Origin of the sequence: Paenibacillus sp. NPDC101420 (assembly GCF_050277435.1) — a bacterium.
Taxonomy (GTDB): Bacteria; Bacillota; Bacilli; order Paenibacillales; family Paenibacillaceae; genus Paenibacillus_AQ.
This window is the reverse complement of sequence record NZ_JBNNSE010000004.1, coordinates 157946-183624: the sequence shown is the minus strand read 5'-3', so window position 1 is coordinate 183624 and position 25679 is coordinate 157946. Positions and strand designations below refer to the sequence as shown.

20 protein-coding genes are annotated in these 25679 nt (G+C 43.9%); 11 read left to right on the top strand and 9 right to left on the bottom strand.

The genetic code is table 11. The features are described from left to right. Positions 1-130 precede the first annotated feature (130 nt). From ACQKMP_RS18715 to ACQKMP_RS18705, 3 genes are read left to right on the top strand one after another with little or no spacing between them, the layout of a single operon-like run. The gene (locus ACQKMP_RS18715) at positions 131-874 is read left to right on the top strand and encodes a metal ABC transporter ATP-binding protein (RefSeq protein WP_197071295.1); all 744 of its coding nucleotides are present in this window, start codon (positions 131-133) and stop codon (positions 872-874) included. Further along, positions 867-1709 (top strand): metal ABC transporter permease, encoded by an 843-nt coding sequence (locus tag ACQKMP_RS18710; RefSeq protein WP_042184200.1) that lies wholly within the window; start codon positions 867-869, stop codon positions 1707-1709. Before ACQKMP_RS18715 ends, ACQKMP_RS18710 begins: the two co-directional genes overlap by 8 nt. Next, a complete protein-coding gene (locus ACQKMP_RS18705; protein ID WP_042184197.1) occupies positions 1706-2626 on the top strand; it encodes a metal ABC transporter substrate-binding protein in 921 nt (306 codons plus the stop codon). Before ACQKMP_RS18710 ends, ACQKMP_RS18705 begins: the two co-directional genes overlap by 4 nt. A gap of 54 nt (positions 2627-2680) precedes the next feature. On the opposite strand, the gene ACQKMP_RS18700 is transcribed toward ACQKMP_RS18705, so the two are convergent. From ACQKMP_RS18700 to ACQKMP_RS18685, 4 genes are all read right to left on the bottom strand, one after another. After that, entirely contained in the window at positions 2681-4150 is a 1470-nt protein-coding gene (locus ACQKMP_RS18700) for a stalk domain-containing protein (protein WP_052404117.1), read from the bottom strand. 34 nt (positions 4151-4184) lie between these two features. After that, on the bottom strand, positions 4185-5954 hold the full coding sequence (locus ACQKMP_RS18695) for a FecR family protein (protein ID WP_427470401.1): 1770 nt from the start codon (positions 5952-5954) through the stop codon (positions 4185-4187). Beyond that, the gene (locus ACQKMP_RS18690) at positions 5951-7711 is read right to left on the bottom strand and encodes a CHASE2 domain-containing protein (protein ID WP_052404116.1); all 1761 of its coding nucleotides are present in this window, start codon (positions 7709-7711) and stop codon (positions 5951-5953) included. The genes ACQKMP_RS18695 and ACQKMP_RS18690 overlap by 4 nt, the downstream gene beginning before the upstream one ends. 414 nt (positions 7712-8125) lie before the next feature. Beyond that, on the bottom strand, positions 8126-13981 hold the full coding sequence (locus tag ACQKMP_RS18685; RefSeq protein ID WP_052404115.1) for an S-layer homology domain-containing protein: 5856 nt from the start codon (positions 13979-13981) through the stop codon (positions 8126-8128). Between the two features lie 255 nt (positions 13982-14236). Here ACQKMP_RS18685 and ACQKMP_RS18680 point away from each other — a divergent pair, with 255 nt between their 5' ends. Further along, positions 14237-14626, top strand: coding sequence for a hypothetical protein (locus ACQKMP_RS18680; RefSeq protein WP_042184194.1), 390 nt, complete (start codon positions 14237-14239; stop codon positions 14624-14626). Between the two features lie 219 nt (positions 14627-14845). On the opposite strand, the gene ACQKMP_RS18675 is transcribed toward ACQKMP_RS18680, so the two are convergent. The 3 genes from ACQKMP_RS18675 to ACQKMP_RS18665 all read right to left on the bottom strand — a co-directional run bounded on the left by ACQKMP_RS18675 (position 14846) and on the right by ACQKMP_RS18665 (position 17984). After that, positions 14846-15862 (bottom strand): AI-2E family transporter, encoded by a 1017-nt coding sequence (locus ACQKMP_RS18675; protein ID WP_042184192.1) that lies wholly within the window; start codon positions 15860-15862, stop codon positions 14846-14848. 168 nt (positions 15863-16030) lie between these two features. Further along, on the bottom strand, positions 16031-17215 hold the full coding sequence (locus tag ACQKMP_RS18670; RefSeq protein ID WP_052404114.1) for a polysaccharide deacetylase family protein: 1185 nt from the start codon (positions 17213-17215) through the stop codon (positions 16031-16033). Between the two features lie 211 nt (positions 17216-17426). Continuing rightward, positions 17427-17984, bottom strand: coding sequence for a GbsR/MarR family transcriptional regulator (locus ACQKMP_RS18665; RefSeq protein WP_042184190.1), 558 nt, complete (start codon positions 17982-17984; stop codon positions 17427-17429). Positions 17985-18202: 218 nt separating this feature from the next. Between ACQKMP_RS18665 and ACQKMP_RS18660 the strand changes: the two genes are divergently transcribed. The 6 genes from ACQKMP_RS18660 to ACQKMP_RS18635 are packed head-to-tail and all read left to right on the top strand — an operon-like array spanning position 18203 to position 23396. Then, a complete protein-coding gene (locus ACQKMP_RS18660) occupies positions 18203-19084 on the top strand; it encodes a carbohydrate ABC transporter permease (RefSeq protein WP_042193124.1) in 882 nt (293 codons plus the stop codon). Positions 19085-19109: 25 nt separating this feature from the next. Further along, on the top strand, positions 19110-19955 hold the full coding sequence (locus ACQKMP_RS18655) for a carbohydrate ABC transporter permease (protein WP_042184188.1): 846 nt from the start codon (positions 19110-19112) through the stop codon (positions 19953-19955). A 34-nt stretch (positions 19956-19989) separates the two neighbouring features. Beyond that, positions 19990-21336, top strand: coding sequence for an ABC transporter substrate-binding protein (locus ACQKMP_RS18650; protein WP_081951003.1), 1347 nt, complete (start codon positions 19990-19992; stop codon positions 21334-21336). 14 nt (positions 21337-21350) lie between these two features. Beyond that, a complete protein-coding gene (locus tag ACQKMP_RS18645; protein ID WP_042184184.1) occupies positions 21351-22139 on the top strand; it encodes an HAD family hydrolase in 789 nt (262 codons plus the stop codon). Further along, the gene (locus ACQKMP_RS18640; protein ID WP_427470396.1) at positions 22136-22477 is read left to right on the top strand and encodes a DMT family transporter; all 342 of its coding nucleotides are present in this window, start codon (positions 22136-22138) and stop codon (positions 22475-22477) included. The genes ACQKMP_RS18645 and ACQKMP_RS18640 overlap by 4 nt, the downstream gene beginning before the upstream one ends. A 52-nt stretch (positions 22478-22529) precedes the next feature. Beyond that, positions 22530-23396 (top strand): metallophosphoesterase family protein, encoded by an 867-nt coding sequence (locus tag ACQKMP_RS18635; protein ID WP_042184182.1) that lies wholly within the window; start codon positions 22530-22532, stop codon positions 23394-23396. 82 nt (positions 23397-23478) lie between these two features. Here the strand turns inward: ACQKMP_RS18635 and ACQKMP_RS18630 are convergent, their stop codons facing one another. Further along, positions 23479-24075, bottom strand: coding sequence for a TetR/AcrR family transcriptional regulator (locus ACQKMP_RS18630; protein WP_042184180.1), 597 nt, complete (start codon positions 24073-24075; stop codon positions 23479-23481). A gap of 224 nt (positions 24076-24299) precedes the next feature. On the opposite strand from ACQKMP_RS18630, the gene ACQKMP_RS18625 reads away from it, so the two are divergent. Beyond that, on the top strand, positions 24300-25133 hold the full coding sequence (locus tag ACQKMP_RS18625) for a hypothetical protein (RefSeq protein WP_042184178.1): 834 nt from the start codon (positions 24300-24302) through the stop codon (positions 25131-25133). 75 nt (positions 25134-25208) lie between these two features. On the opposite strand, the gene ACQKMP_RS18620 is transcribed toward ACQKMP_RS18625, so the two are convergent. Continuing rightward, a complete protein-coding gene (locus tag ACQKMP_RS18620; RefSeq protein WP_042184176.1) occupies positions 25209-25664 on the bottom strand; it encodes a hypothetical protein in 456 nt (151 codons plus the stop codon). Positions 25665-25679: the final 15 nt, after the last annotated feature.

The following is a 25679-nucleotide window of genomic DNA, read 5'->3' as shown; positions in this document are numbered from 1 at the left end:
ATTTTGCCCATTGTTAAATATATTGTACCTAAGAATAAATGTTTACCTAGGGAAACAAATTAGATAATTAAAATAAATGTTTCCAATAGGAAACAAATCAATAAATTTCAAGACGAGGAGCTTTTTAATGATTGAAATTAGAAACCTAAACGTGGATTATTTCGGTAATTCAGCGCTAGAAAATGTAAATATCGACATTCCCTTTGGGTATACCATCGGAATTATCGGGCCAAATGGTGCAGGAAAATCGACATTCATTAAGTCATTGTTAGAAGTAATCAAGAAAAGAAGCGGAACGGTGAGGGTAGAGGGAAAAGACATTTCTGAGTATAAACGGAAGATCGCATATGTACCGCAAAAAAATGATATTGACCTTACTTTTCCAATCACAGTGAACGATACAGTGCTAACTGGAACCTATCCAAACTTAAGAATCTTCCAGCGCCCCGGGAAAAAAGAGCGGCAACGCGTCGAGGAATGTATGGCCATGGTAGATATAAGTGATCTTGCAAATAAACAAATTAGTAATTTGTCCGGAGGACAACTACAAAGAGTTTTTATTGCCAGAGCGCTTGCCCAAAAAGCGGATGTATTTTTTTTAGACGAACCTTTTGTCGGCATAGATCTAGTCAGTGAAAAAATCATTGTAAAACTGCTTAAACAGCTTCGCGAAGAAGGGAAAACCATATTGATCGTTCATCATGATTTACATGAAGTCGAAGAATACTTTGACAAAGTAATCATTCTCAATAAAAAGCTTATTGCTTTTGGCGATGTGAAAGACACCTTTACAGCCGACAATATCCTCAATGCTTACGGGGCTTCCTTAGGTAATCTTGTAATCAAAGGAATGGGGGGCGCCGAAAATGATTGATTATTTCTCATCATTATTAAACATTCCGATCTATGCGCTTAACGCCGGATTGTCTGCTATCATTCTCGGCATTGTTTCAGGGGTTTTAGGAAGTTTTATTGTACTTAGAAAAATGTCATTAATGGGAGATGCTTTATCTCATGCTGTATTACCAGGTGTGGCGTTATCTTATATTTTAGGGATCAACATTCTTGTAGGAGCTTCATTGTTTGGACTTTTAGCGGCCATCCTCATTCAATTCATAACAAGTCGCAGCAATATCAAAAGTGATACCTCGATCGGAATTATTCTCAGCTCATTTTTCGCTCTAGGAATTGTCTTAATCACTTTCGCCAAGAGCGGGCTTGATCTAACTCATATTTTATTCGGTAACATCTTAGCCGTCCCGCAGTCCGAGTTAATGCAATCATTTATTATCATGCTTGTTGTTATTGCCATCATTTCATTGTTGTATAAAGAGCTGTTAATTAGCTCGTTTGATCCTGTCGTCTCTAAGGCATTTGGTTTAAAAACGGGATTCTATCATTATTTATTGATGATGCTGTTATCCGTGGTTACTGTGTCCTCATTATCTCAAGTAGGCATTGTGCTTGTGATTGCAATGCTAGTTATTCCAGCAGCTACATCATATCTTTGGACAAATAAGCTGATCCATATGATTATCCTGGCTTCCACCATCGGCGCTGTATCTGGAATTATAGGTGTGATCATTAGCTTCAGATTCAATTTACCTACAAGTGCCACCATTGTTCTAGTAGGGGTAAGTTTGTTTGCTATATCATTTATTATCTCGCCCAAAAATAATTTTCTAAGAAAAGGGGTTAAACAAGGATGAAAAAAACAATAAAGATGCTCTCTTTGACAATGTTCATCTTGCTATTTACCGCATGTTCAACCGTTAGTGAGGGAGAAGCAGACCATGACAAATTGAAGATTGTTGCAACCTACTCCATTATCGCGGATATGACCGAAAACATTGTAGGGGAAAAAGCTGAGGTCTATAGCATGGTTCCCATCGGAACAGACCCGCATATGTACGATCCATTACCTAAGGATACAAGTAAAGTATCTAGTGCAGATTTAGTTTTTTATAACGGATTGAACCTGGAAACAGGTAAGGGGTGGTTCCAAGACCTTCTTGATGTCACTAATAAAAAGGATGTCGCTTTTGCCGTCTCAGATGAAGTAACTCCAATGTACCTAACAGAAAAAGGTAAAGAAACTCAAGAAGATCCTCATGCCTGGCTTGATGTTCAGAATGCTATTAAATATGTAGATATCATCACTAAACATGTAATCGAAAAAGATCCGGACAACAAAGAATTTTATCTGAATAACCAATCAGAATATGTTAAGAAACTTAATGAATTGGATCAATATGCAAAAGAAGCGGTAAAAAAAGTCCCGCAGGAGAAACGTATTTTGGTTACAAGCGAAGGGGCATTTAAATATTTTTCAAAAGCCTACGGATTTGAATCCGCATTTATTTGGGAAATCAATACCGATAGTCAAGGAACGCCAGAACAAATGAAAAATATAATTAAAATCATTGATGAAAATCAAGTGCCGGCTTTATTTTTGGAAACGAGCGTTAATCCGAAAACAATGGAAACCATCTCCAATGAAACGGGTGTACCGATACATTCTAAGATTTTCACCGATTCTTTAGCTAAGAAAGGCGAAGAAGGCGACACATACATTAAGATGATTAAATGGAATATTGATAAAGTCGTTGAAGGATTGTCGTCATAAAAAAAGGCTGTCGAGATTTTTCTCGACAGCCTTAACTTTTATAATAACGAACCATTATTGACCACTTTCCAGTACAATTGCGTGACTGTCCTCATCATAAACCTGCATAAAAGCTGAAACCGTCGGCAAATATTCAGCTGCCACATATAAAGTGCCCTTTATGTTTTGCACATTAAGGCTTGCATCTGGCTTTAGGGAAAGTGTCCACTCCCCTTTGCTAATCATCGTCTCTTTGCTTGCCGAATCCCAACGAATGTCCGCTCCCCATGCGCTAAATAGCGCTCTAACCGGTAAATAAATTTTGCCGGATTGCTCAAGTGGTAGATTGTTAGTATTCAATTTCACCTGTACTCCGTCCAACCATACTTGCATGTCCTTACCCGCTGGTAGTAGCGAGACTGCATCGAGCAGATCACCCTCGCTACGCAGTGGCTTAAGGGCTTGCAAATCGAGACTCAATACCTTCAGCTTGTTATTCAGCGTATCCGTCACATACAATTTCCCGGAAGCAAACGCAACACCGGAAGGCTGATTAAACATCACTTTATCCAATGCTCCAACTTGATCTCCCAAGGTGCCCTGCCCTGCAACTGTGATGACTCTTCCATCTTTCTGAATGGCCCGAACCCTATGGTTCAGACTATCAGCAATCAGCAAGACTCCATCGGCATAGGCGAGTCCACGAGGACGATGGAACAGCGCAGACAGACGATCTCCATTGCGGAACCCTCCAGCCATATATCCAGTCACTGGATCAACTGTCGTTGCTTTGCCCGCAAAGGTCTCAACCATATTGCCTTTAATCAATCGAATCATCTGATTCCCACTGTCAGCCACATAGAGATTACCGGTTTCATCGAACACAAGACCCACGGGCTCATTAAATTTGGCCGAAGCTACCGAACCATCTAAATAAGCACCAATATTACCCTGCTGACCTGCAAAAGTAGTCACAATACCTTCCGGTGTAACTTTGCGAATCACATGATTCAGCGTATCGGCTACATATACATTGTCATTATTGTCTATTGCCAATCCACCCGGCGCGTTAAACTGCGCGGTATTGGGTTGTCCATCTTTATAGCCAGCCGCTCCCGTTCCTGCGAAGGTATATACTTCTCCATTCTTAATTTTACGGATGACATGATTGTCGGTATCACTGATATAGATAATGCCTTTACTGTCAGCAGCGGTATACGTCGGATGATTAAACAAGGCCTTTGCACTATTCGCATCGATATATCCTTCTGCACCTTGTCCAGCCACTGTCTGCAGCTCACCATTACTCCACTTGCTGATAGTACCGCTTCCGGACTGTACGATAATGAGATCATTGCTGCCAGATACAGCAGTCAATCCCCATGGCTGTTTAAGAGAGAGTACAGCGTTAGAAGAGATATTCTGATTTATACTCCCTTGAACGTTGCCGCTTACGGGTTGTACTGCCTCTGCGGTAACGATGCTAGATGGCACTGCGCTTATGAGCATAAATCCACAAACGATGGAGATGAGTTCCTTTTTCATTATGTTTGTTCTCCTCTCGAAGGTTATTGCGCCTTTAAAATAACAAAGATAATCTAATCTGGAGGTTGTCTACTACTACCTCAACAGGGCCGTTTTCTGTATCTTCATTCCTCACGAGAGGAATGGTAACGATATAAGGTTCGGGAAATAATCCATTCAAGAACTCCGGAGTAAGTTTAAGCACAAAGGTATTCTCACCGTTCCGCTCCAGTACATAATCTGTATCTTCTAGTGAAGATGGATCTCCCTCAGAATATTCATAATGATATCTAATCTCCCCTACATCATAACCCAGCGAATGGATGATAAATTCTGGTGCTTCACCTTCACCTATAGGGCCAGTATGGTTAAAATAACTCGGAGTGATCATTCCCTTGTAGGTAAAACCGCCATCTGCTATCAGTTGATCCTCTTCCTGTACTTCACCCCCGGAAAGGGCATTCTTTAACAAACCGCCGTTCACCTTGATTTGAACGAAAGAGCTATAAGGAAGTGATTCACGCAGCTGAATGTGAAGCTTATTCTCTCGAATATATACCTCACCTAAATCGAGCTTGTCCTCACTTTGATTCAAAGTAACACTCACCCCATCCCTCGCAGCATTAGGATTAGAGTCATCTGTGATATTAAAGACTAATGGTGCAGTAAACGGCAAAACAATCTCATTATCACGGACGAGATAGTCATAGATATGTTCTCTAAATTCCTGCTGGTCTAACTCAGGCGCACCTAGTGGCTTTGGTGTTGGCTCCGGTGTTGGTACCGGCGATGGTGTTGGTGTTGGTGTTGGTGTTGGTGTTGCCGTTGCCGTTGCCGTTGGTGTTGGTGTTGGCGTTGCCGTTGCCGTTGGTGTCGGCGTTGGTGTTGGTTCCAGCGTCGGCGTTGCTGTTGGCTCCGGCGTCGGTGTTGACGTCGGCTCCGGTGTCGGCGTTGGTGTAGGTCTCATCGGCGGTGTTGGTCTCGTCATATCTAAGGGAGCTGAACTAGATAGATCATAGTGAATCTGAGGTGGAATTGTTGGAATAGGCGGACTTGAGTGAACGGGCATAGTGGCTTTGATTTGCTCGAGTAGTTGCTCGATTTTTTTCTTAGCCGATTCGAATTCCAATACCTCTTCTTCGTTCAGATATTTCAAATGCTGCTCTAGCGCAAATTGTGGTAATGCATTTAGGGACAACTGCGACTCTATCCATTGTTGATTCTCCATAATTAACTGCTGGGAGGCTGTTATCATACGCTCAATCAGCGTGGGATCAATAGTCGAAACTACATGAACTGTTCCTTCCAGAACTCCCAGATAATCGCCGTTATTCCCTATCCCATTATTAAGGACTACGTTACCTTGGCTATTAACGCTAACAAAAAACTCTGTACCCATAACGCCCATAATAGCCGTTGGTGTCTCAATCTCAAAGCGAGAATCGCCATCCAGTTTCTTTTTCACCTTGATCAGGACTTGCCCGTTTTGCAGCTTCAGGCTTGTTTTCCCACCCAATGCCTTTGCGCTTTCTACTAATTGGCTAATGGTAAGCGTAGTGCTAGCTCCGATCGTAACTTCTTTGTTAGCATCAAGATCGAGGCTAATTTGCCCATCATTGCCTGTTATAATCGTATCACCTTGGATAATCGCCATTCCTTTAAAAGCGTTGAATTTCTTCGTTCCACCGCTCTTTTTCACTTCAGACTTGCCTGAGACCGCAGTTATTTTCCCAACTTTGACGCTATCCTTCGCCTCTGTGACAACTGCTGGCCAAAGAATACTGAACAACAGCATAAACGACAGTGTAAGCTTTAACGACCTCATCTCAATCCCTCCAGTTCATAGACACTGATTCCTTGTTCCTTGCCCTTTACCTTGATCTCTCCTAATGAAACGGCTGATACTCTATCTTTTACAAAAGCGTAGGTAGCCTCACTGATGAGGATTTGTCCAGGCTTCGCATTGCTTTCCAGACGGGCTGCCGTGTTGACGGTGTCGCCAATCGCTGTATAATCCATCCGGGTCTTGGAGCCGATATTCCCGAATACAGCTGGACCAGTATGCACCCCGATACCGAATTTCACTACAAGACCAAACCGTTCGAACAGCTTTTGTTCCACCGCAGCCGAGCCTTCCTTCATCGCCCACGCCGCCTTCACCGCTTGCATTGGATGATCCTCCAGCAGCAATGGAGCATTAAAGATCGCCATCGTGGCATCCCCGATAAACTTGTCCAGCGTGCCATCATACTTAAAAATACAACCCGCAGTCAGATCCAGATACTCATTCAAAATCTCAACAATCTCCTCTGGTTCAGCAGCCTCCGACAACGGAGTGAACCCGCGAATATCAACGAATAACAAGGTTAGCTCTCTGCGGCTTCCTCCCAGCTTCAGCCCTTCTTTACCGTTCTTGAGAATTTGATCGACAACCTGCGGGGCAACATATCGACCAAAAATATCCGTAACTCTACGTTTCTCCATCAGTTCTTCTAAATATTGAAAAGCTATTACGATAATACAACTAACGATTAGAAAGGGAATCACATAACCCAGTGAAATTACTATCCCTTGGTCATAGAAAAAACGACCTGCAAAGATAAGAAGGGCAATGATGACCACAATGACCACATAGGAATATAGCATCTTCACTTTACGGAATAGTAGATAGGCTAGGAGCGCAACAAAAAGCAACACTACCTCGTTCCACTTCCAATCCAGTACCCGCTTATAATTATCGTCCAGTAGAGATTGAATGATATTTGCATGAATTTCCACACCATATAACGTATTTTTTCCGCTAATTGGTGTTAGGAAGTCATCCTTAAACCCTGTAGCATAGGGCCCTATAAGCACAATTCTATTCTCAAAATAAGATGGTGGAACCTCTCCGCTAAGAACCGCCGAATAAGGAATCTCCTCAAAGTCGCCATTGCCACCTGAATAAGGGATATAAAAGCGCCCAAAGTCATCCAGTGGGAGTTTCTGCGGATCAGCAGTGTCCCCCATCGCCTCTCGATATTTCTGGTAGACCGTCCATGACAAGCTGTGAATAGACTCCCCTTCATAGTCAAAAGAATAAAGAGCCTTACGCACCACTCGATCAGTATCCGTAATAGTATTGATATGGGCGGTTGCAGCCGCAGCCTTCCGCAAAGCCTCAAACGGCTGGGATAGCTCCAGCGCTTCGATCTTTCCCTGCTCGGTATTTGGCGCAAATGTGCCATATACCGGCAAAACTACATTCCCCGCACGGGCCACAGCCGCAGCGAATTCTGTATCCGCCTCCGGGTCCTCCGAGCCTACAGGGAACGTAAGGTCAAAACCGATCACTGCTGGATGTCCCTCGGAGAGCGTATCTAACAGCTGTGCATGAACATTTCTGCTCCACGGCCAGCTGCCAAAGTCCTCCAAGCTCTGATCGTCTATCCCGATGATAGCAATCGTAGTATCCACAGACCGCTCGTGCTGCATCACGCGGTCTTGTAACAGATGATCAATGGAGTCAAGACTCCCTCTATACAGTAGAACCGCAAAAATCACCGTAAGTAGAAGCAAAATATGTGCTAACTTTACTCTCAAGGTTCGTTTCTCCAATCTATGTATTATGGAATGAGTCCGAGCCAGCGCTATAATAAGCGTTCAAATACGTTGGTAATTGATAAGCAAAGAAGAAGGGGGCAGTGGATAACAGAATAAGGAATATAAGCAATCATGGATGAATACCCATTCCTGCGCCAATTGGAAGAAGTGCCGTAAACAAGGAGAATAACTGCCGGATCATCGTGAATAACTAGTGTAACAACGAAAGATATCATTATGACTGCCAGCAGGAAGCTAGATTATGTCTATTAAAAATTTATTCAAAAATATTATATATGAAAAATCATATGAATAGTAAGAATTTCCTGCTTTGCTAGAAGAAAAGGAATATAGAGTGCAAAAAATGACAAAGGCAGGCCAGAGTTACCTCTGCCTGCCTTTGCCATACTATTCTTATAAATTGATTATTCCATATAACAGTTTTGCAATTTCAGCACGGGTTACTTTGCCACGAGGATCGAAATGATTGTCGCCCTTACCGTCAAGGATTCCCTTAGCTTTCAATTCACTTACCGCTTGCTTCGCCCACTCTGATACGCTGTTCATATCCTTAAAGCTTGCAGTAGCAGCAATGGAAGACTGCACTCCAGCTTTGTATTGTATCAATTTCTGCAGGACAACAGCCGCTTCTTCACGTGTAATTGCATCTTTAGGACGGAACTTGCCATCACTGCCTTGGATAAGTCCAAGCTGGACAGCTTTATCTATCGATGATGCATAATAAGCATCTTCTGATACATCTGCAAAAGCACCATTCCCCGTAGTTTCACTTGTCTCATTCAATCCGAGTGAACGAATGGCTAGTGTAACAAAATCTGCACGGGTTACATTCGCTTGTGGACCATAGTGCGTATCGTCGATACCCTTAATCACATGCTTAGCCGTCAGCTTGGAAATGTACGGCTCTGCCCAGTGACCAGCGGTATCACTAAATTGCTTATGGTATTCCAGTACCGCGAAGGAAGAGAAATGATCTGTTGTAAAGGTAACGGTATTGCCTTTAAACACTCCACCCAAATATTCCAAGATACTGCCATTTACATAATAGACACCCGCAAAATCTGTATCAAGCTTAGCAAGCTGTTCCTTCGTCAGCGTCAGGGTAATCGTAACAGCACCTTTAAACTGATGAATAGCCGTTTCTTTGCCGCCTGCTGTGGTACTGAGGTTCAGCGTCACGGTTGTCTTGGATGGACTCATTCCAGCGACATTGCTTTGTACAGCTGTCGTAGTTGTATCAACGCTCAGCAGCAGCATGTCACTTCCGGCCGGGATCGCTGGTAAAGAGCTTGTTGGTACGCTTAATGTAACGCTGGAAGATACAATATTCAGATTCAGCTTCTTGTCGGCAGCCTGTTGGATGCTCGTTGCATCAAGTGCAAGTTTAAACTGATCTTGAGTCAAAGCTCCTCCGCCTAAGCTAATCTTGATATTTCCACCTGTCGTAGCTTCCTCAATCAGCTTCTTCAAGGCTGACGGATCAGCTGTATACGTTCCATTACTTCCTAATGCCAGTTCAATGTTTCCTTTTCCCCCTCCAGGTGTGGCTGTAGGCGTTGGAGTCACTGTTGGCACTGGTAAAACTACTGGAGGTGCCGATGTCACCTCTGGTGCTGGTGTCGGCGTCACTTCTGGCGATGGCGATACCTCTGGGGTCGGCGTCGGTCTTACATCCTCTTTTCCAGTGTAGAAGCCCCAAATGTCTGAAAGCACACTACCAGAGTTATCATCCTCGACTTTTGTATACCACTGGTAGTAGCTTTCTGGATTAAGCTTACTCCAAGTGACCTGAGTCTCCGTACCGCTCTCTACTTGCTGTTGGGTCGCGATTGTCTGATCACTGTAAACCTTAACTCCAATGTAATCGGTAGCTACACGTTTGGTTACAGGCTGCAGATCGAGATCTAGTACGAACTCATCTTTGCCAGGGAACTCATTTTCATCATAATAATTATAATCATCCAAGTAAGGCGAATAAGTCTTCACACGAAGCTTGTTGTTAGCTATATCGAACTGAAGCAGACGAATATAACCAAGTCCACCCTCTTCGGCACCTTGATAATCTGCCAGCATTTGATATACACTGCGGTCCGCAATGCCATCTCCATTATCATCCAACTCATCTACCTTAAGCTCCGCATCATGATAATGACCGGACAAAGCTGCGATTACGTTCTTGTTAGGTTTTACAACCTTTTCAAAGATCGTATCGGCAATCGGTGCGCGGTTATTAGATACGAGCAGGTATTCATGAAGACAAAGAATCGCTTTACGTTCTGGATAACGAGCAACGATCTCATTCATCCATTCAATTTCTTCTTCAGCCAGTCCCCAGCCCATATATACGATAATGAAGTCATTTCCGTTCGCAGATACTAAATCATAATGGCCCCGGTTGTTGTCATAGGATCCGCCAAAGGTTGGCATGTCCTTAAATCTCCATTCCCCAAAGTATTGCCAGAATTTCGTGTAATCTCCGGTTTGATGGCCTACATCATGATTACCCGCAAGAACACCATATGGAATACCTGCATCCTCAAGTACCTTCATATCCCGATCGGCTTCTTCCCATTCATATTCCTGATAGGATTTGTCCACTACATCTCCGGTATGAATTACATATTTCAAGTTCAAATTATCCTTATTGTCGGCAATCCACTTTACATTTTTCTGATAAATGTAAGGGTAGCTTTGAGAATAATATTGCGTATCAGACATCCATACAAAAGAAAAATCATAGGTATCCTGCGTAACTGTAGGTGCAGTCTTAGTCGCGGACGCAATCTCATCCTGAACCATGACAGCAATGCTATGTCCGCTAGCGAATTCTCCAACAGTCACCGTAGATTTCAGTTCAAAATCCTCAGTACCAGCAATCAAATGATCCAGCAGTATCCACTTCTCTTCAGCAGGACTCCACGCGTAGAGACTTACTTTACGACCTGGAAGTGAATTACCCTTCCATTCAATATCCACACGATCTGAAGCCTTCACCGATTCATCCAGCTTAATTTCATAGCGCTGATATGGGAATTGCTCAACCGCATCGTTAATTAAGTACTGTCCGTCAACTGCACTTATTTTGCTGTATTCGTCACTGCTAAGCGCTTTTTCGCCCGCAGGAACGGATTGCTTCGGCGGTTCTGTATCCGATGCGTTCTTAAATCCAGTAAATCCTTGCTCTGGATGGTTACCATCGTACTTGAAGCCTCTATAGAAGGTAACATCCATCTTATCCTGATTAGGATCTTCAACCTTAACCTTCAAAGTTGGATTCGTGCCCACACCAATCTCCCAGTTCTGAGGTGAGATCAGGAGTGGTGCAAATGGATTTTCATTCGGTACGTGGAATGTAATTACCTTTTCCACCTGATTACCTATCTTATCCAATGCGGTGATAGAAAGCGTATGGTCTCCACCGGACAACTTTCCGGATGAAGTAGCATAAGGCAGTTCAATAACATTGCCGTCCAGCTTCACGCTAACTTTATCTACACCTGCGTAAGTATCCTTGATCTCAGCAGTAATTACGAAATTACCACGATAAGTTTTTCCATCTTCAATCGATGCTTTAATAGATGGTGGCGTGTTGTCTACAACTACGTTTGACGATACCTTGGATCCACCTTCGGTCACTGTTACTTTATGTTCTCCGTCCGTTACTTCTGTAGTATTCCAGTTATAAGCCTTCGAACGGAACAAATCAGATTTCAGATCGAACCGGAAGCCGATGGATTCATGCTTACCTGCGCTGTCCCCCATCTTAATTTCTTTATCACGTTCTGCATAAGCAGGGTCCCAAACTTCAGTACCGTCTGCAAGTAATAGGCGCACATTCTTTACTTCAAAATCATCTTTATTCTCCTCGGGACGAGGGTCAAAAGGCGATGATTTAGAGCCCGCCCGAATGTAGATCACATTATCCTTGCCCACTTGCAAAGCGGCAGAGGAGATCGGGAAGGTCAATGTCGTATACGTAGTAATCGGGTCCATAAAGGTGTATAGAATACTCGCATCCCCTAATTCTTCTGGTCCCATGGTGATACCGTTTTTGAAATAATAATCTACATTCTTCGCATCAAATACAAAGTAAGCATCATTCTCAAGCGCGGCATATACCTCGTTATTGCCAAGCACCTTATTGTCGATGCTCAGGCCCACTTCATCAGCCTTTGCGGTAGCAGAGGTTCCTTTTACCGTCATAGAGCCATTAATGAATTGCCCATCCTTCACATTCAAACGAAGTGATGATTGATCTGGACCACCCGTAATTTTCACTTTCATTACCGGAGATTCAGTCTCATTTGTGCCATCGGAAACGACGAAATAATACTGTATTTCATTTCTGCCGATCAAATCAGCAGACGACAATTTATAATGATACAAGCTATCGTTAAAGTCTTGGGATAAATTATGGCTGACAAAATCAGGCTGCTTATCCGAAGCTACCCTTACTTCTACAGACGTAACAGCTTTATTGTCATCCGCGAAAGCCTTCAAATCCAGACTCATCGACTGATCAATCTCCGTTACAGCAGTCAGATCATTTACCGTCGGATTTTCGGTATCCGGATCCACATGGATCGGTGTGTTAGGAAGCAGTGCAACATCTACCTGCCCTGGTGACGGAACCGCTGATCCTGTGCTAATCTTGAGCATTTTACTTTGCCCATTCACAGGATACTTGTATAGAAGGGCTTTATTTTCTTTGGTGTCGTCACCTTTAGCCCCACCATCATAGGTAAGATCAGCATCATAATACGCAGAGGAGATTTCTTTCTCGGTATTACTTTTGATTACGACGGCCCGGCGGCCAGAGTTGGCCATCCCATCGCTTTTGATTTGAAAGAGATTCGTGCCATCCATCAAATTAGTGTTGAATTCCGCATTAAAATCACTAGCGGTGTATGTACTGTTAGCACTATTAATAACCCAAAACACTACGGAATGCTGTGCAGGAATTACAAAACTCTCTTTCGTAGAGGGCCACTTCACATCGGAAGCATTGCCTTTATCAGGATAGCGATAATAGATCTTGTAGTTTTTAAAATCAATCGGTGCATCAGTATTGTTATATACCTCAATGAATTCAAAAGCATCGCTGCTCGTACCTTTTACATTCGTCGAATTGGGCAGCAGCTCTGTAATTAACAGCGGCGGCACATTACTCGAATCGAATGCAGGCAGGTTCACATGAACAGAATAGCTCTCTGTTACATTGTTTACACGAATGCTGTAGTGCAGTTCTGGTTCTTCCAGTGCAGCCGCAGGAATCACGGCCGTATATTCCCCCTCGCCTTTTGAGGTCATGGTGATTACCGTATCTTTCACCTGAGAAGGAGAGCCGTATTGCAACTTCACTACCGGTAGCGTTCCGTCTGGTCCAATCTCTAGGTTCGTAATCTTCGCGGTGACGGGAAGATCCGCTGGATCCACACTGCTCTGCGAGTGGTGTTCAATTACCGGTTGCTTGTCTCCAGGTACTAGCTCAGGCAGTTGCTCTGGATCTACGGTTCCTGGTGTAGCCGCAACCGTTCCCGAAATCGCCATGAGACTCATCATAGAGCTGTCGGATTGCGAATACTTATAGAAAATCCCGTTGTTTTCCTTCACCTGTTCTTTTCCATAAGAAGCAGAGACAATAAGAGCATCTCCTGCTTTACTTTTAATTTGTAAGTTGCGCGCAGAAGCGTTGGCCATACCACCGCCACCGTTAATACGGAACAGGTTTACACCTTCCTGAAGAGATGCAGAAGGATTAAAGTTTTTGATGAAATCCTCGGCAGGAACACTCAGATTATTGCCGTTCATAATCCAGAAGACGATATTTCCATGCGCCGGTATGACCGCATCGCCGTTTGGTGTCCAAGTATCTTTGTCATTATAAAAGAAATAATAATCCTTAAAGTTAACCGGCTCGTCCGTATTATTGTAAACCTCAACAAATTCGTAACCATCTATAGAGCTACCATCCGCGCCTTTTACATTTTTAGTATCTGGAACAACCTCTGTAATAAGTAAAGAGCCTGGATTGGTTGGTGTCGCGTATACATCTGTCATTACAGTCGGTTGACTTAAAAGCGTGTTGAGCTCAACCTGTTCATCAAAATGTGCTCCTAATTCGGAAGATGTCTGCTCCGTATCCGGCTGCTGTTCTTCCGCATATCCTGCTGGAACCATGATCCCCAACATCAGACTACTTGCAATTACGCTGGATAGAAAACGTTTAGCTTTTGCTGTTATTCTCAAAACTCCGAACACTCCCCGTAAGTTTGATTGTGACCCTTCTGCATAAATATGCAATTTAGATCATCTGGAAATTATACTAGGGGTATATTATCGCTATATCATTTCAATGTTAAATCTTTAGGTTATCTTAAATATTGTTTAAGCTTCAGCTCAGCTTTCCGGGTTATAATAGAAATAAGTTAAACCACAACCATCACAGACACTTTCAACAGAAACCATAGAACGTTATTCGTAAAATAAGAAAAGAGGACTCTAATGGATATAAAAAGAGTGATTATAGTAGGAACCGTAGTTATAGTAATGTCTTTCGGAAATGCTTGGAGTAGCCTTACTGCTAACGCAAGCTCGTCAACTCAATGGTCCACCACAAGTGTTGCGGATAAAGACGAATTATTATTGAAAGCCCTTAACCAACCCACAGATGATGATCTGTACGATGCCTTATATGACGGCAAATCACTTCAAGATATTGCAATAGAACAAAACACAGATATTGAAGATGTGATCGATCTACAGGTAACCCAGCTAACGGAACAGCTAGATTCACGACTAGCTTCCGGAAATATTACAGCCGAGCAGTATGCAGCACACAAAGCGGAGCTGAGGGACATCGTTACGGAGAGCGTTCTCACTTCTTTCGGCTAAGAAAGATACATACATTGGCCGTACAACATTTCTCCGCGCCCAAGCTATAACGCCTTGGGCGTCCCTAATGGACGGTAAGCGTTTATGCGAGAAATATAAGGATAATATATAGCTTGGAGATTATAAATTCTTATATTTAAATAAAGAGGGTGATCCGAAAGCCATTGAATGGCTATCGGATCACCCTCTTCGTATATTCAACGCTATTAAACTGAATTCCTAAGTCTCTATCTTGTTATCTCTATTGATCTCCAGTATATCCAGGAAGAATACAAAAATTGGAATGCCGAGAATTAGACCCCATACGCCCATATAGTGCTCAGAGAAGAGAAGTACGATAAAAGTGTAGAACATAGGCAGGTTCATTTTGGATGACATCAGTTTTGGATTTAAGAAGTAACCCTCAACAAAATGTAGTATGGCGATCATAACCAATACATATATCGTCATTGCTATACCACCAATGTTGTAACCAATAATACAAAGTGGTATTAAGGAGATCACAAAGCCTACAACTGGAATCAAACTAAGCAGGAAGATCATAATCGATAAGGCGAATAGATACGGAAAACCTAAGATCCAGAGTCCAATCACCGTAAAGCATGTATTAAACAGCGCGATCAGAATTTGCGCTTCGATCACTTTACCAAACGATGAGATGAATTTTCTACCGAAATACTCAAGCTCAACATAGAACCAGGAAATCTTGCTCTCTTTAAGACGGGCAGTGAAACTGACAATTCTGTTCTTCTCAAGGATAAAGACAAAGCTCAGAATGGTGGATAATACGAAGCTTGTGCCCCAATTACTTATTTTCAGGACGTATTCAAGACCATCTTTCACATAAGACTGGTAGTTCAAATCCTTAAGCTGGGCAAATAAATACTGCACGATTTCGTTCTGCGGAATGTTTGCAGGGGTTAAACTGGTCAGAAAATTAGTTAACTGCTTTATCTGTGTGAAGACCTTCGGTAAATAATTCACTAAGGTCACTACGATCAGAGCAATCAGAGCTAAATACAAAATAACAATAATGACTTTACTGTTGACCGCAACATATTTATTGATTCGCTTCGTGAGCAGCACCTGAAAGCTGTTCATTACATAAGCAATCAGAAATGTTAACAGTACTAAATTGAGCATATCTCTAATACTGAATAGCAGCAGGGCAACCAGCCCCAAAATAAAAAAACGCCGGACCGTTAAATTCGCGTAATAACGCTTAAATACTTCCATCTGTTCTCTCCATTCGCCTACCAATTAGTACTCTAATTATAGTCTACAGTAAGGAATTCACTTATAGCAACTAGTGATTCGCCCAAATTGGCGAAATTTCTCACTTTTTGTAAACTCCTAATGAACATAGGGAAAGCTGATATCCATTCCATACATTTCCTTAGCCGTTTATGAGCCTCCCGTTGTGTTCATTAACTTAACGATTCGACTCTTCTGATCGTAGTTGAGATCAATATGTAGATCCTTGCATAATTGTATAAACGGAACCATCAGGGTCCCTTTCCTCATTTCGGGCGCACTTCCTATCAGAGCTACTCTTTGGTTATTCAAGGTTAATTCCATAGGTGAATCTATATGTTTAACCTGCTCAAGAGTTTGGACTGCAGTTAGACTCTGACTTCCCCCGTTGATCCGGGAGGCATTCCGGTCCGTTCTCGCATTGATCCCATCCTGGATTTTAAATGTTAGCGAAATTCCGAGTGAATCACATGCCGATAGCAATCGGTCATTGTATGATCCATAAGGAAAGGCAATCGCTGAATCGGTATTCCCCAGCTCTTCCTTCAGTCTTTGCTCCGCCTTGGCTAAATCACGAGTAACTCTGCTGTAGTACTCCGTATTCATTTCGTTTCTGTTCTCATCATCGATATATAACAAAGCACTGGCGGCTGGCCGCTCCCCACCCTCAGCATCCACGATACCATAATGGTGTAAATCGTACGTGTGACTATAGAATCCCATTCCGTCCCGCTTCATTTCCCGCATCTGCTCCCAATTGAGCTTCGGCACACTATTCGGATCTGGGTGATCAATCGTAGATACGATAACAAAATTCACTGCCGTATAGCCATATTTTTTGAGAATAGGAAAAGCCAACTCATAAAAGCTCTCATATCCATCATCAAAAGTCAGCAGCACCGCATTATCTGGAACCGTGCCTCCATTCAGCATAAATTCACGGTATTGTTCCATCGTAATCACGTGAAACCCTTCTTGCTTCAGCAGGTTCATTTGATCATCAAACCGATCGGCAGATAAGATCCAAGGAAACTGCGGCATTGGCTTCTCTGAAAGATGATGGTACATCAGCACAGCTACATGGTCTCTATAGTAAATACCTTTCGGAAGTGCCCCCTGCTTCTGCCAGCCGATATGCATATTAAGGGCCTGTTCTGCTGCAGCCTTGGGAATCATTAGCTCATCAGGCGAGCCCGGATATGTAGCTACTGTCTTAATGATTTGACCGTTCACATCTATAGTAACTGCAGAAGACTCGTGTTGATTGTTGAAAATAGCAGCAAGACTTATTAGCAGAACAATGACTAAAAGTATCATATATTTTTTCGTATGCAATCTCTGAATCTCCTTAAAAAGATCTTTTATTCACTATGTAACTACATATTTGGTGACAGTTCCACCTACTTTTGGTTACATTTTCTTTTTTATTTTGTTTCTTATCATAAAAATAGGAGGCGAACCCTAAGCCTGAACTGGCTTAAGGAACACCTCCCTCACATGGAGATCTATATATAATTATGTACATCTATGTGTAATTGTAGACGGTCTAGGACCTTCTCTTGTCTACAAAGTAATTTTCTTCCCCTAGCTCGTCCACAAACTGCTGCAGCCAATCATAATATTGAACGGCATGCTCCAGCTTCTCCAGATCCTTCAGGCAGAATTGCCGCTCCTCCTCAGGCGTATCCACGGCATGAACCAATCCCTCCAGCTCAGGAATAACAACATCCAAGGCTTGCCTCATGACATCAATCTCCCGCTGCAGCTTCATTCCAAAAAAGTTCTTAAAGGTCTGAAAAAAATCTGTTTCCACTGCATACAGATCCTTTCGCTCCCGCTTCTCCTCCAGCTTGGTCACCATTTTGGAAGCCATCAAAGATCGGACTCCATAGCTCATATTACTCTTACTCATATTCATCACATTCTTCATCTCTTCAAGCGTCATCGGCCGGTCTTCAAAGAACATAATTCCATACAGCTGCCCGAATGAGTAATTGGCACCATATAAGTCCATCGTCTGAGCAATTGCATCAATCATCGGACGCAGCAGCTGCTCGCGTGGAGATAAGTCTCTATTCTCTTCACCAAAGGCTACCTGTTTCATAGCTGCACCTTCATTCCACTTAGAATCTACCTTCTATTTTACACAAAATAGCAACTACTTTCGCTAATCTCTTAAATTTTTACATAATCTCGCATCGATCTTTACGCCCGCTTGACCACGCAGCTGCTCGATGAGTGTACAATTTTTTTTGAACGGAGGAGCTTTCCTCAGAATTATACCGCAAAAAACAGAAGATGGAATGGGGTATCGACAGAATAATGAAACGCACAAGATTTATAGGTGAGTTGAAACCGGTGCTCTTCACCTTGCCGGCAATGATTCCATTCGTGGTATTTTGGCTCGCGCCATTACTTTATGTATTTTATCTCAGCTTTACTGAGTGGGACTTCATGAGCCCCGAGAAAACCTTTGTCGGACTAACCAACTATCTGGATCTGTTCAGCAATCCCGCCTTCTATAAAGCGCTAAGAGTAACCTTGTTATTCTGTGCGGGAAGTGTACTGCCCGTTATTCTGATCGGACTTGGACTAGCACTCCTGATGAATGGGAAGCTGAAAGGCTCCACCCTCTATCAGGTACTTCTTTTCTCCCCTTGGGTCACGCCGACCGTGGCGGTATCCATTGTCTGGTCCTGGATTTACGAACCTGAAATCGGTCTTGCCAATACTGTACTTGATCTATTCGGTCTAGAAAAAATCGGCTGGCTTCAAGATCCTAAATGGGCACTGCTCGGCGTTCTGCTCGTGACGATATGGAAATCGGTAGGCTGGGCGATGATTTTTTACTTGGTGGCACTACGCAATGTCCCTACCGATCTGCTGGAAGCCGCTGAACTGGATGGAGCAAATGCTGTTCAAAAATTCAGCCGTATTACTTTACCGCTAATCTCGCCAACGACACTGTTTCTGTTCATCGTACAGATCATCGGTGCCTTACAGGCATACGACCAGATTAACGTACTCACACAAGGTGGACCGTCGGGATCAACACGTACCCTGCTCTATATGTATTATCAGTCTGCCTTTGAAGCCTTTCAGATTGGAGAAGCCTCTAGTGTCGCAATGATTCTGGTATTTATATGTATGCTGCTCTCCGTAATCTCACTAGAGGTTAGTAAACGGACAACCCATTATCAATAACTACTGCTGTAAAGGAGATCGACTGATGAATGCAACGACCGTACGAGTGGGCAAACTGGCCCGCCATCTATTTTTTGCAGCTATTGCACTGATCATGGCCTTCCCCTTCTATTGGATGGTCACCAGCGCCTTAAAAACCAATGATGAAATCTGGCAGTCTCCGCCGACGATCTGGCCGAAAGAGCCGCTGTGGGGTAACTTTTCAGCCGCCTGGCACGAAGCCCCTTTCTTTAGATATATGGGCAATAGCGTATTTGTCGCCGTCTCTATTGTTATTTTGCAGGTGATAAATTCCGGGATGATGGCCTATGCGCTTACGCATATGAAATTCCGCTTCAGAGGGCTGTTCGCAGGTGTCATTCTTTTCGGCTATATGGTCCCTGCCACCGCCGTTTATCTTCCCGGATATCTGGTATTGTCCCAGCTTCATCTACTGGATTCATATGCCGGGTTGATTCTATCTAACTGTGTAAGTGTCTTCTCCATCTTTCTAATTCGGCAAGCCTTCCTTCAGGTTCCCCATGAGCTGGTAGAGGCTGGAGAAGTGGATGGTTCCTCGCATATGCGGATTCTCTGGACCATTCTTGTACCCATTACACGGTCTTCCTTTGCTGTGCTAGCCCTGATCACCTTCATTGATCAGTACAATAACTATTTCTGGCCAATGCTCATCACCAAAGATCCTAATCTACAGCTGGTCTCGGCCGGTCTGCGTAGTTTCTTCACTCAAGGAGGTGCTTATGGATTGAAATGGCCGCTGATCATGGCCGCTAGCGCATTCACCATCGCCCCGTTGCTGCTAGTATTTCTACTAGCTCAGAAAACGATCATGCAAAGCGTCAACATGACCGCTGGTTCCAGCAAAGGATAAGCTAACTATTCTATTTAATAAGAGGAGAATGATGATGAACGTATTGAAGAGACTGTCCGCCCTATCTTTGGTTGCCGGATTTACAATGTTAACAGCTTGTGGAGGAAATGCGAGTACAGATAATGTTACAGCGGCAAATGGAGCTTCTTCCTCCCCCTCCGCAGAGGCTGCACCTACACAAAATGCACCGGTAACGATTGAGTTCTGGTATGGTCTCGGCGGTAAGCTTGGTGAGAATATGGAGGCACTGATTCAGAAATTTAATGCCTCCCAGCAAGAGGTCATTGTCAAAGGTATCGCGCAGGCAGACTACACTGAAACCGAGCAGAAGCTGCAAGCGGCCATTGCTACAGGAAAAGTGCCTGCTGCTGCTCTCTCCTCAAATGTAGATTGGGCCCGCAAAGGATATTTCGCTCCGATAGATGAGCTTATGGCATTGCAGCCAGATTTTAATAAAGAGGATTTTGTCCAAACCTTTCTAAATCAGGGCCAGGTTGATGGCAAGCAATACTTCCTGCCGATGTATGGAACAACACAGATTATGTACTATCGCAAAGATGCTTTTGAGAAGAACGGAATTGATGCGAGCACATTGAAGACTTGGGAAGACCTAGCTGCCGCAGCTGCGAAAATGACCGTGAAAGACGGCGGCAAAACCACCTTCTTCGGTTGGGAGCCTATGTGGGGTTCAGGGAACATGATTGATGCCGCGCTCAGCAAAGGAGGCACTATTCTTAGCGAGGATGGGAAACAAGTCATGATCGACTCTAAAGAGTGGATCGAAACCTGGGATTTGTTCCGCAAATGGATCCACGAGGATAAGATCATGCGGATTCATTCAGGGGGTCAAGGCTGGGAATATTGGTACAAAACAATTGATGATGTAATGAAGAATCAATCCGCAGGCTACACCGGCTCCAGTGGCGATCAAGGTGACCTCGACTTTAGCATTGTTTCTGCTATGGAGCAGCCAGGCTGGGCAGGGATTGGCGAGGGCAAACCCGTAGCCCAAGCACTGATGGCCGGCATTCTATCTAAAGCAAGCGACAGTGAGAAACAAGCGGCTATGAAATGGCTAACCTACTTCACAAATGCCGAGAATACTGCCTCTTGGTCCATTAATACTGGATATATTTCGGTGCGCCAATCCGCATTGCAAGACCCGGCGTTTGTGTCATTCAGTGAAAGCAATCCACAGATTAAGGTTCCGTTGATGCAAGCTTCTCATGGCTCTGCACCATTCCAAGATCCTACTGGCGGCAAAATCAACGATGCGCTGAAAATCGCCGCTGATAAGGTGCAAATTGAGAATATTCCTGCAGCACAGGCACTTAAGGAAGCACAGGAAACAGCGCAAGCAGCGCTTGATAAACTAAAATAAAGGCGGTGGAGTTCATGTCTGAGCTCATCACGCCACAAGGCAGATACGCTGTAGCAGCTATTCTATTCGACAAGGATGGTACGCTGCTCCAGTTCGTATCCCTCTGGGGCAGCTGGGGCGAGTGTTTTTTAGAGCGATTCACGAAGGATATGAAGCAAAGAGGACTACAGATTCCAGAAGAACAGCTCCCTGCATTAATGGGAACTATACACAATTCCCAAGGAAGCATTACCGATTATGATCGGAACGGACCCCTGGCTATGGGGACTATGAGTGATCTCTATGCCATCCTGTCATGGCAGGGTTATTTGCAAGGTTTATCGTGGGCGGAGTCCATGGAGCTTGTTCATCAGTGCCGTCTGGAAGCGGATGTTATGTTGGAAAAGAAACGCCCCGTTCACTCGTTGCCGGGTATTCATCGTTTTCTCGATGAGTGTGCGAGTGCTGGTATCCCTCTCGCCGTGGTGACCGCAGATGAAACAGATGCTGCAGAGAAACATCTCCAATGGCTCGGCATACGGCACTATTTCTCCGAGGTAATTGGAACAGACCTTGTGGATCAGGGTAAACCTTTCCCCGACATGGTGCAGCTTGCCTGCGAAAGGTTGGCCGTTGAACCCGCGCACACAGCAGTTATCGGTGATACTAATGGGGATATGCGAATGGCTAAAGCAGCGGGTGTGCAGATAGCTATAGGTATCACTGAAAATGAAGACATTAGTGCTTCATCGCATATTCTCCCGGATGCAGATCTCATTGTGCGATCTTACGCTGAACTCAGCATCGAGGTTACTTCCCTGTGAAAATAGAAGGAATTTGGACATGGATGTTTCTGATGCTAGCGATTGTGTTCGAACTCTCAGGGACCATCTCAATGAAAATATCTCAGGGGTTCACTCAGCTCTGGCCTTCCGTGCTCATGTTCCTGTTCTATGGAGCCAGCTTCACCTCCCTGAATTATGCCCTCACCTCTATTAAGGTAGGCGTTGCTTATGCGATATGGTCAGGGGCGGGAATCATCCTCATTTCTTTCATAGGAGCCCTATTTTTCGAAGAAAAGCTAACCCTGTCCTCCCTACTATGGATAGCCGTTATCCTAACCGGGATCATAGGACTGAACATTAGCGGGAAGACGCACTAGTGAACAGCAAGAGTGTTTCATAGATTCATACGATGAAGGGGGATGCCTAAACATGAGTGCGAACACATTACCTGAAGAGAAGCCTGTTATTACCTTTCAGATCATCACGGATACGCATGTCACCGCTGACCGAAATCATGAGTACAATCTTAACTTTGAGCTGGCGCTCCGTGATATAGCCGCACATGGAAAAGGCAGCAGTGGGATTATGCATATCGGTGATGTCACAAACCATGGTTTTTCTGCTGAATATAAAGAAATGCTTCGTATCATTAATCAACATAAGGCTGACTTGCCCGACATTACTTTCACTTTAGGTAATCATGATGTAGGCCTCGGGATTTGGAAGTCTCGCTTAGGGATGTATACGTCACAGACTGGAATGTCTGGACCCTATCATGATCACTGGATTAATGGCTATCATTTTATTTTTCTAGGTACAGAAAAAGGATTGCCTAAATTCTGTCATCTTTCCTCTAAGCAGCTTGATTGGCTGGAGCATAAGCTTGGGGAGCAAGCTTCACCGGATCAGCCTATCTTTCTTTTCCTGCATCAACCGCTTAAAGATACAGTAGCTGGATCGTTAGAATCACAAGATTGGTATGGTGTCACTCAAGATAAGGAATTAAAAGAGATTCTTTCGAGACACCCCCAGACCTTGTTATTCACTGGTCACACCCATTGGGAGCTAGAGGTAGACAACACTATGCACCCTGGCCATGGAGAGATGGCAACGATGTTTAATGCTGCTTCTGTCGCCTACCTTTGGACAAACGAAGATAAGCATAAGACAGGCAGCCAAGGCTTCTATGTGGAAGTATATAGAGATAAAGTGCTTGTCCGGGGCAGAGACTTTAAGACAGGAACCTGGATTGAAGCTGCACAATATGAGGTTGCTTATACAGCAGTAAACGTATAATGAAACTCCCCGCAGCAAGCTGCGGGGAGTTTCATTCTGTGAATTACACGCAGAAGGATTAGCCGTACCGCCACGCTCTGCGTTATTCATCCCATGCTGCTAACAGCTTCGGAATGCCTTCTACAAGAAGCTTGTGGTATACCTCGGAAATATCTTCAATATCATCCGTATTCGCCACACCCAGCAGCGTCTGCATAACGATCCCGTCAATAGCTCCAATCAGCAATGAGGCAATGGCTTTATTGTATTTCCCGGGTTGTTTTTCGTACAAGCGTTGTAACAGCTCCTCGGTATGACCAATCCATTTCTTATACTTAACTTTCAATTGATTGGAGATTTCCTCGTTCCCGAGTATCGCTTCCTGGGCAAGATAGAACTGCATTCGATTGTCATCTATTTTGTTAAAACGATCTTTCACATTCTCGCTGATTTGCTCAATAACTTCCCCGCGGCTATACTTCCCTTGCTGTACCTCCTCGGCAATTCTCGTAGATACGGATAGACTGCGATCCATCGCATCATAAAGAATCTCTTCTTTACTATTGTAATGATGATACAACGCCCCCGTGCTAAGCCCGGCTTCATCGGCAATTCTCCGCATAGTCGTACCCGCAATACCCATTCGATAGATAACACGATTCGTCGCCTCAATAATATGTAATTTTTTATCCTCAGACATAAACTCCCCGCCCAACTAAATCGCTTGTTGCGAATTATTTTTATATGAAAAGAGTACTGAATCTACTTTGTTTTTTGTGTGTTAATTAGCACAGACAGAACCAATTAATTCCTAATACAATAAAACCGAACAGTTGTTATGTTTATGAATTAACCAAGCTTTGTAGGGTTGAAGCTCAGTATCGGCACAAATTGATTACGCTTTCACAAAAAAGGAGGTTTATCATGGATATTCCTGCATGGCAGTACGGCGTTAGTATGATCGGCTACATAGTTCTGCTTCTTATTGTTGTCAGTATCATGCGCAAGCATTATAAGTTTGCCCACTGGTTCTGGATTGCTTCTTTACTAACCTTTCCCTTATGGCTTATGGGCGGTGTAGAAGGCTGGTTTCGGTGGGCAAAGATTTTAAGTGTAATTCTTCCTACGATATTTGTTGGATTCATTCGTATTGCTAACTACGAGAAACGAAAAGGACCGTTCTGGAATGGGTTACAGAAGGATTGGGTATTGTGGTTCGTATATGGCGTTCTATTCCTTAATATCATGGAAGCGACCATTAAAGACTTTACGATGGGGAATACGTTCAATGCGCTTACCGGCCTCCTATTATGTATAACCATCCCTTTTGCGCCAAAATATTGGAAAATTTCTACAGAATCACACGGCGATCTCATTGCATATACGACAATCGGCTGGAACTTCCTCTATACAACTTGGAATGCAGCCTTCGTCTATGCCGAGAGTCCGAAGTTCTTTGCAAGCTCGCTATGCATTCTTCTCGCAGCCGAGCTCTATCCCATCATCAAACGCCGCCCAGAACTCTACATCATTGCGCGGGTCTATACATTAGCGGCACATCTACTTCTACGTGCATGCTTCGTTAGCCTGTTCCCGACACTAATGGATGCTTCATCGTGGTACAATGCAGACGTCATGAACTATTGGGGAATCATCAACTTTATTATGATTGTTCCGTTTGTATTCTGGCATATGTGGCAGCTGCACACCGGCAAAGCAGAAATCAGCTTCCGGCGTGGCCGGATTGAAGTGAACTAACCAAGAACGCCCTTATCCTTTCCATGAGGAAAAGGTAAGGGCGTTCTTTCTTTATTTCTTCTCTGCTCGGAGAGGCTATCGTTGAATCGGCTCGATCCGGTAGCTTGCGTTAGCGCTGGCACCGTCTTCCACGCCGGCTCCACCGTGAATCTGCCAGCCGAATGACAGCACAGATTCCAGCCGGTTCTTCTCGGCTGTCGTCAATACTATTTCTATGGCTTCTTTACCCTCTTCAAGCTCCAACTCTGCCTCTTTACCAAGAACAACCCATATCCAGCTACGAATGCCACGAATCGTGTTGTACTTGATCTGATAGCCTGTCTTCACCGCTTGCTCGAACAATTCTGGCTGCTCCGCTTGTAAAGTGGTCAACTGCTTATAATCAAATTCGTATTCACTCTCGTCAACGGGCAAATCGCCCTCCGCCACTTTACGAAGAATATCCTCATTGGACCAGCCCAAAGCGCGAAGTGATTCTACCAGTAAAGCATCCCACTGGGATAACTTTACCCGGTTCAAACTGTCTGACATCCTGATTCCCCCCAT

What these genes read in the sequence shown, in the direction of transcription:
- ACQKMP_RS18655 (WP_042184188.1), top strand. Translation starts at nt 19,110, where the DNA reads ATGAATGCAACGACCGTACGAGTGGGCAAACTGGCCCGCCATCTATTT.
- ACQKMP_RS18700 (WP_052404117.1), bottom strand. Translation starts at nt 4,150, where the DNA reads ATGAAAAAGGAACTCATCTCCATCGTTTGTGGATTTATGCTCATAAGC.
- ACQKMP_RS18620 (WP_042184176.1), bottom strand. Translation starts at nt 25,664, where the DNA reads ATGTCAGACAGTTTGAACCGGGTAAAGTTATCCCAGTGGGATGCTTTA.
- ACQKMP_RS18705 (WP_042184197.1), top strand. Translation starts at nt 1,706, where the DNA reads ATGAAAAAAACAATAAAGATGCTCTCTTTGACAATGTTCATCTTGCTA.
- ACQKMP_RS18675 (WP_042184192.1), bottom strand. Translation starts at nt 15,862, where the DNA reads ATGGAAGTATTTAAGCGTTATTACGCGAATTTAACGGTCCGGCGTTTT.
- ACQKMP_RS18710 (WP_042184200.1), top strand. Translation starts at nt 867, where the DNA reads ATGATTGATTATTTCTCATCATTATTAAACATTCCGATCTATGCGCTT.
- ACQKMP_RS18695 (WP_427470401.1), bottom strand. Translation starts at nt 5,954, where the DNA reads ATGAGGTCGTTAAAGCTTACACTGTCGTTTATGCTGTTGTTCAGTATT.
- ACQKMP_RS18630 (WP_042184180.1), bottom strand. Translation starts at nt 24,075, where the DNA reads ATGTCTGAGGATAAAAAATTACATATTATTGAGGCGACGAATCGTGTT.
- ACQKMP_RS18665 (WP_042184190.1), bottom strand. Translation starts at nt 17,984, where the DNA reads ATGAAACAGGTAGCCTTTGGTGAAGAGAATAGAGACTTATCTCCACGC.
- ACQKMP_RS18650 (WP_081951003.1), top strand. Translation starts at nt 19,990, where the DNA reads ATGAACGTATTGAAGAGACTGTCCGCCCTATCTTTGGTTGCCGGATTT.
- ACQKMP_RS18680 (WP_042184194.1), top strand. Translation starts at nt 14,237, where the DNA reads ATGGATATAAAAAGAGTGATTATAGTAGGAACCGTAGTTATAGTAATG.
- ACQKMP_RS18635 (WP_042184182.1), top strand. Translation starts at nt 22,530, where the DNA reads ATGAGTGCGAACACATTACCTGAAGAGAAGCCTGTTATTACCTTTCAG.
- ACQKMP_RS18660 (WP_042193124.1), top strand. Translation starts at nt 18,203, where the DNA reads ATGAAACGCACAAGATTTATAGGTGAGTTGAAACCGGTGCTCTTCACC.
- ACQKMP_RS18645 (WP_042184184.1), top strand. Translation starts at nt 21,351, where the DNA reads ATGTCTGAGCTCATCACGCCACAAGGCAGATACGCTGTAGCAGCTATT.
- ACQKMP_RS18625 (WP_042184178.1), top strand. Translation starts at nt 24,300, where the DNA reads ATGGATATTCCTGCATGGCAGTACGGCGTTAGTATGATCGGCTACATA.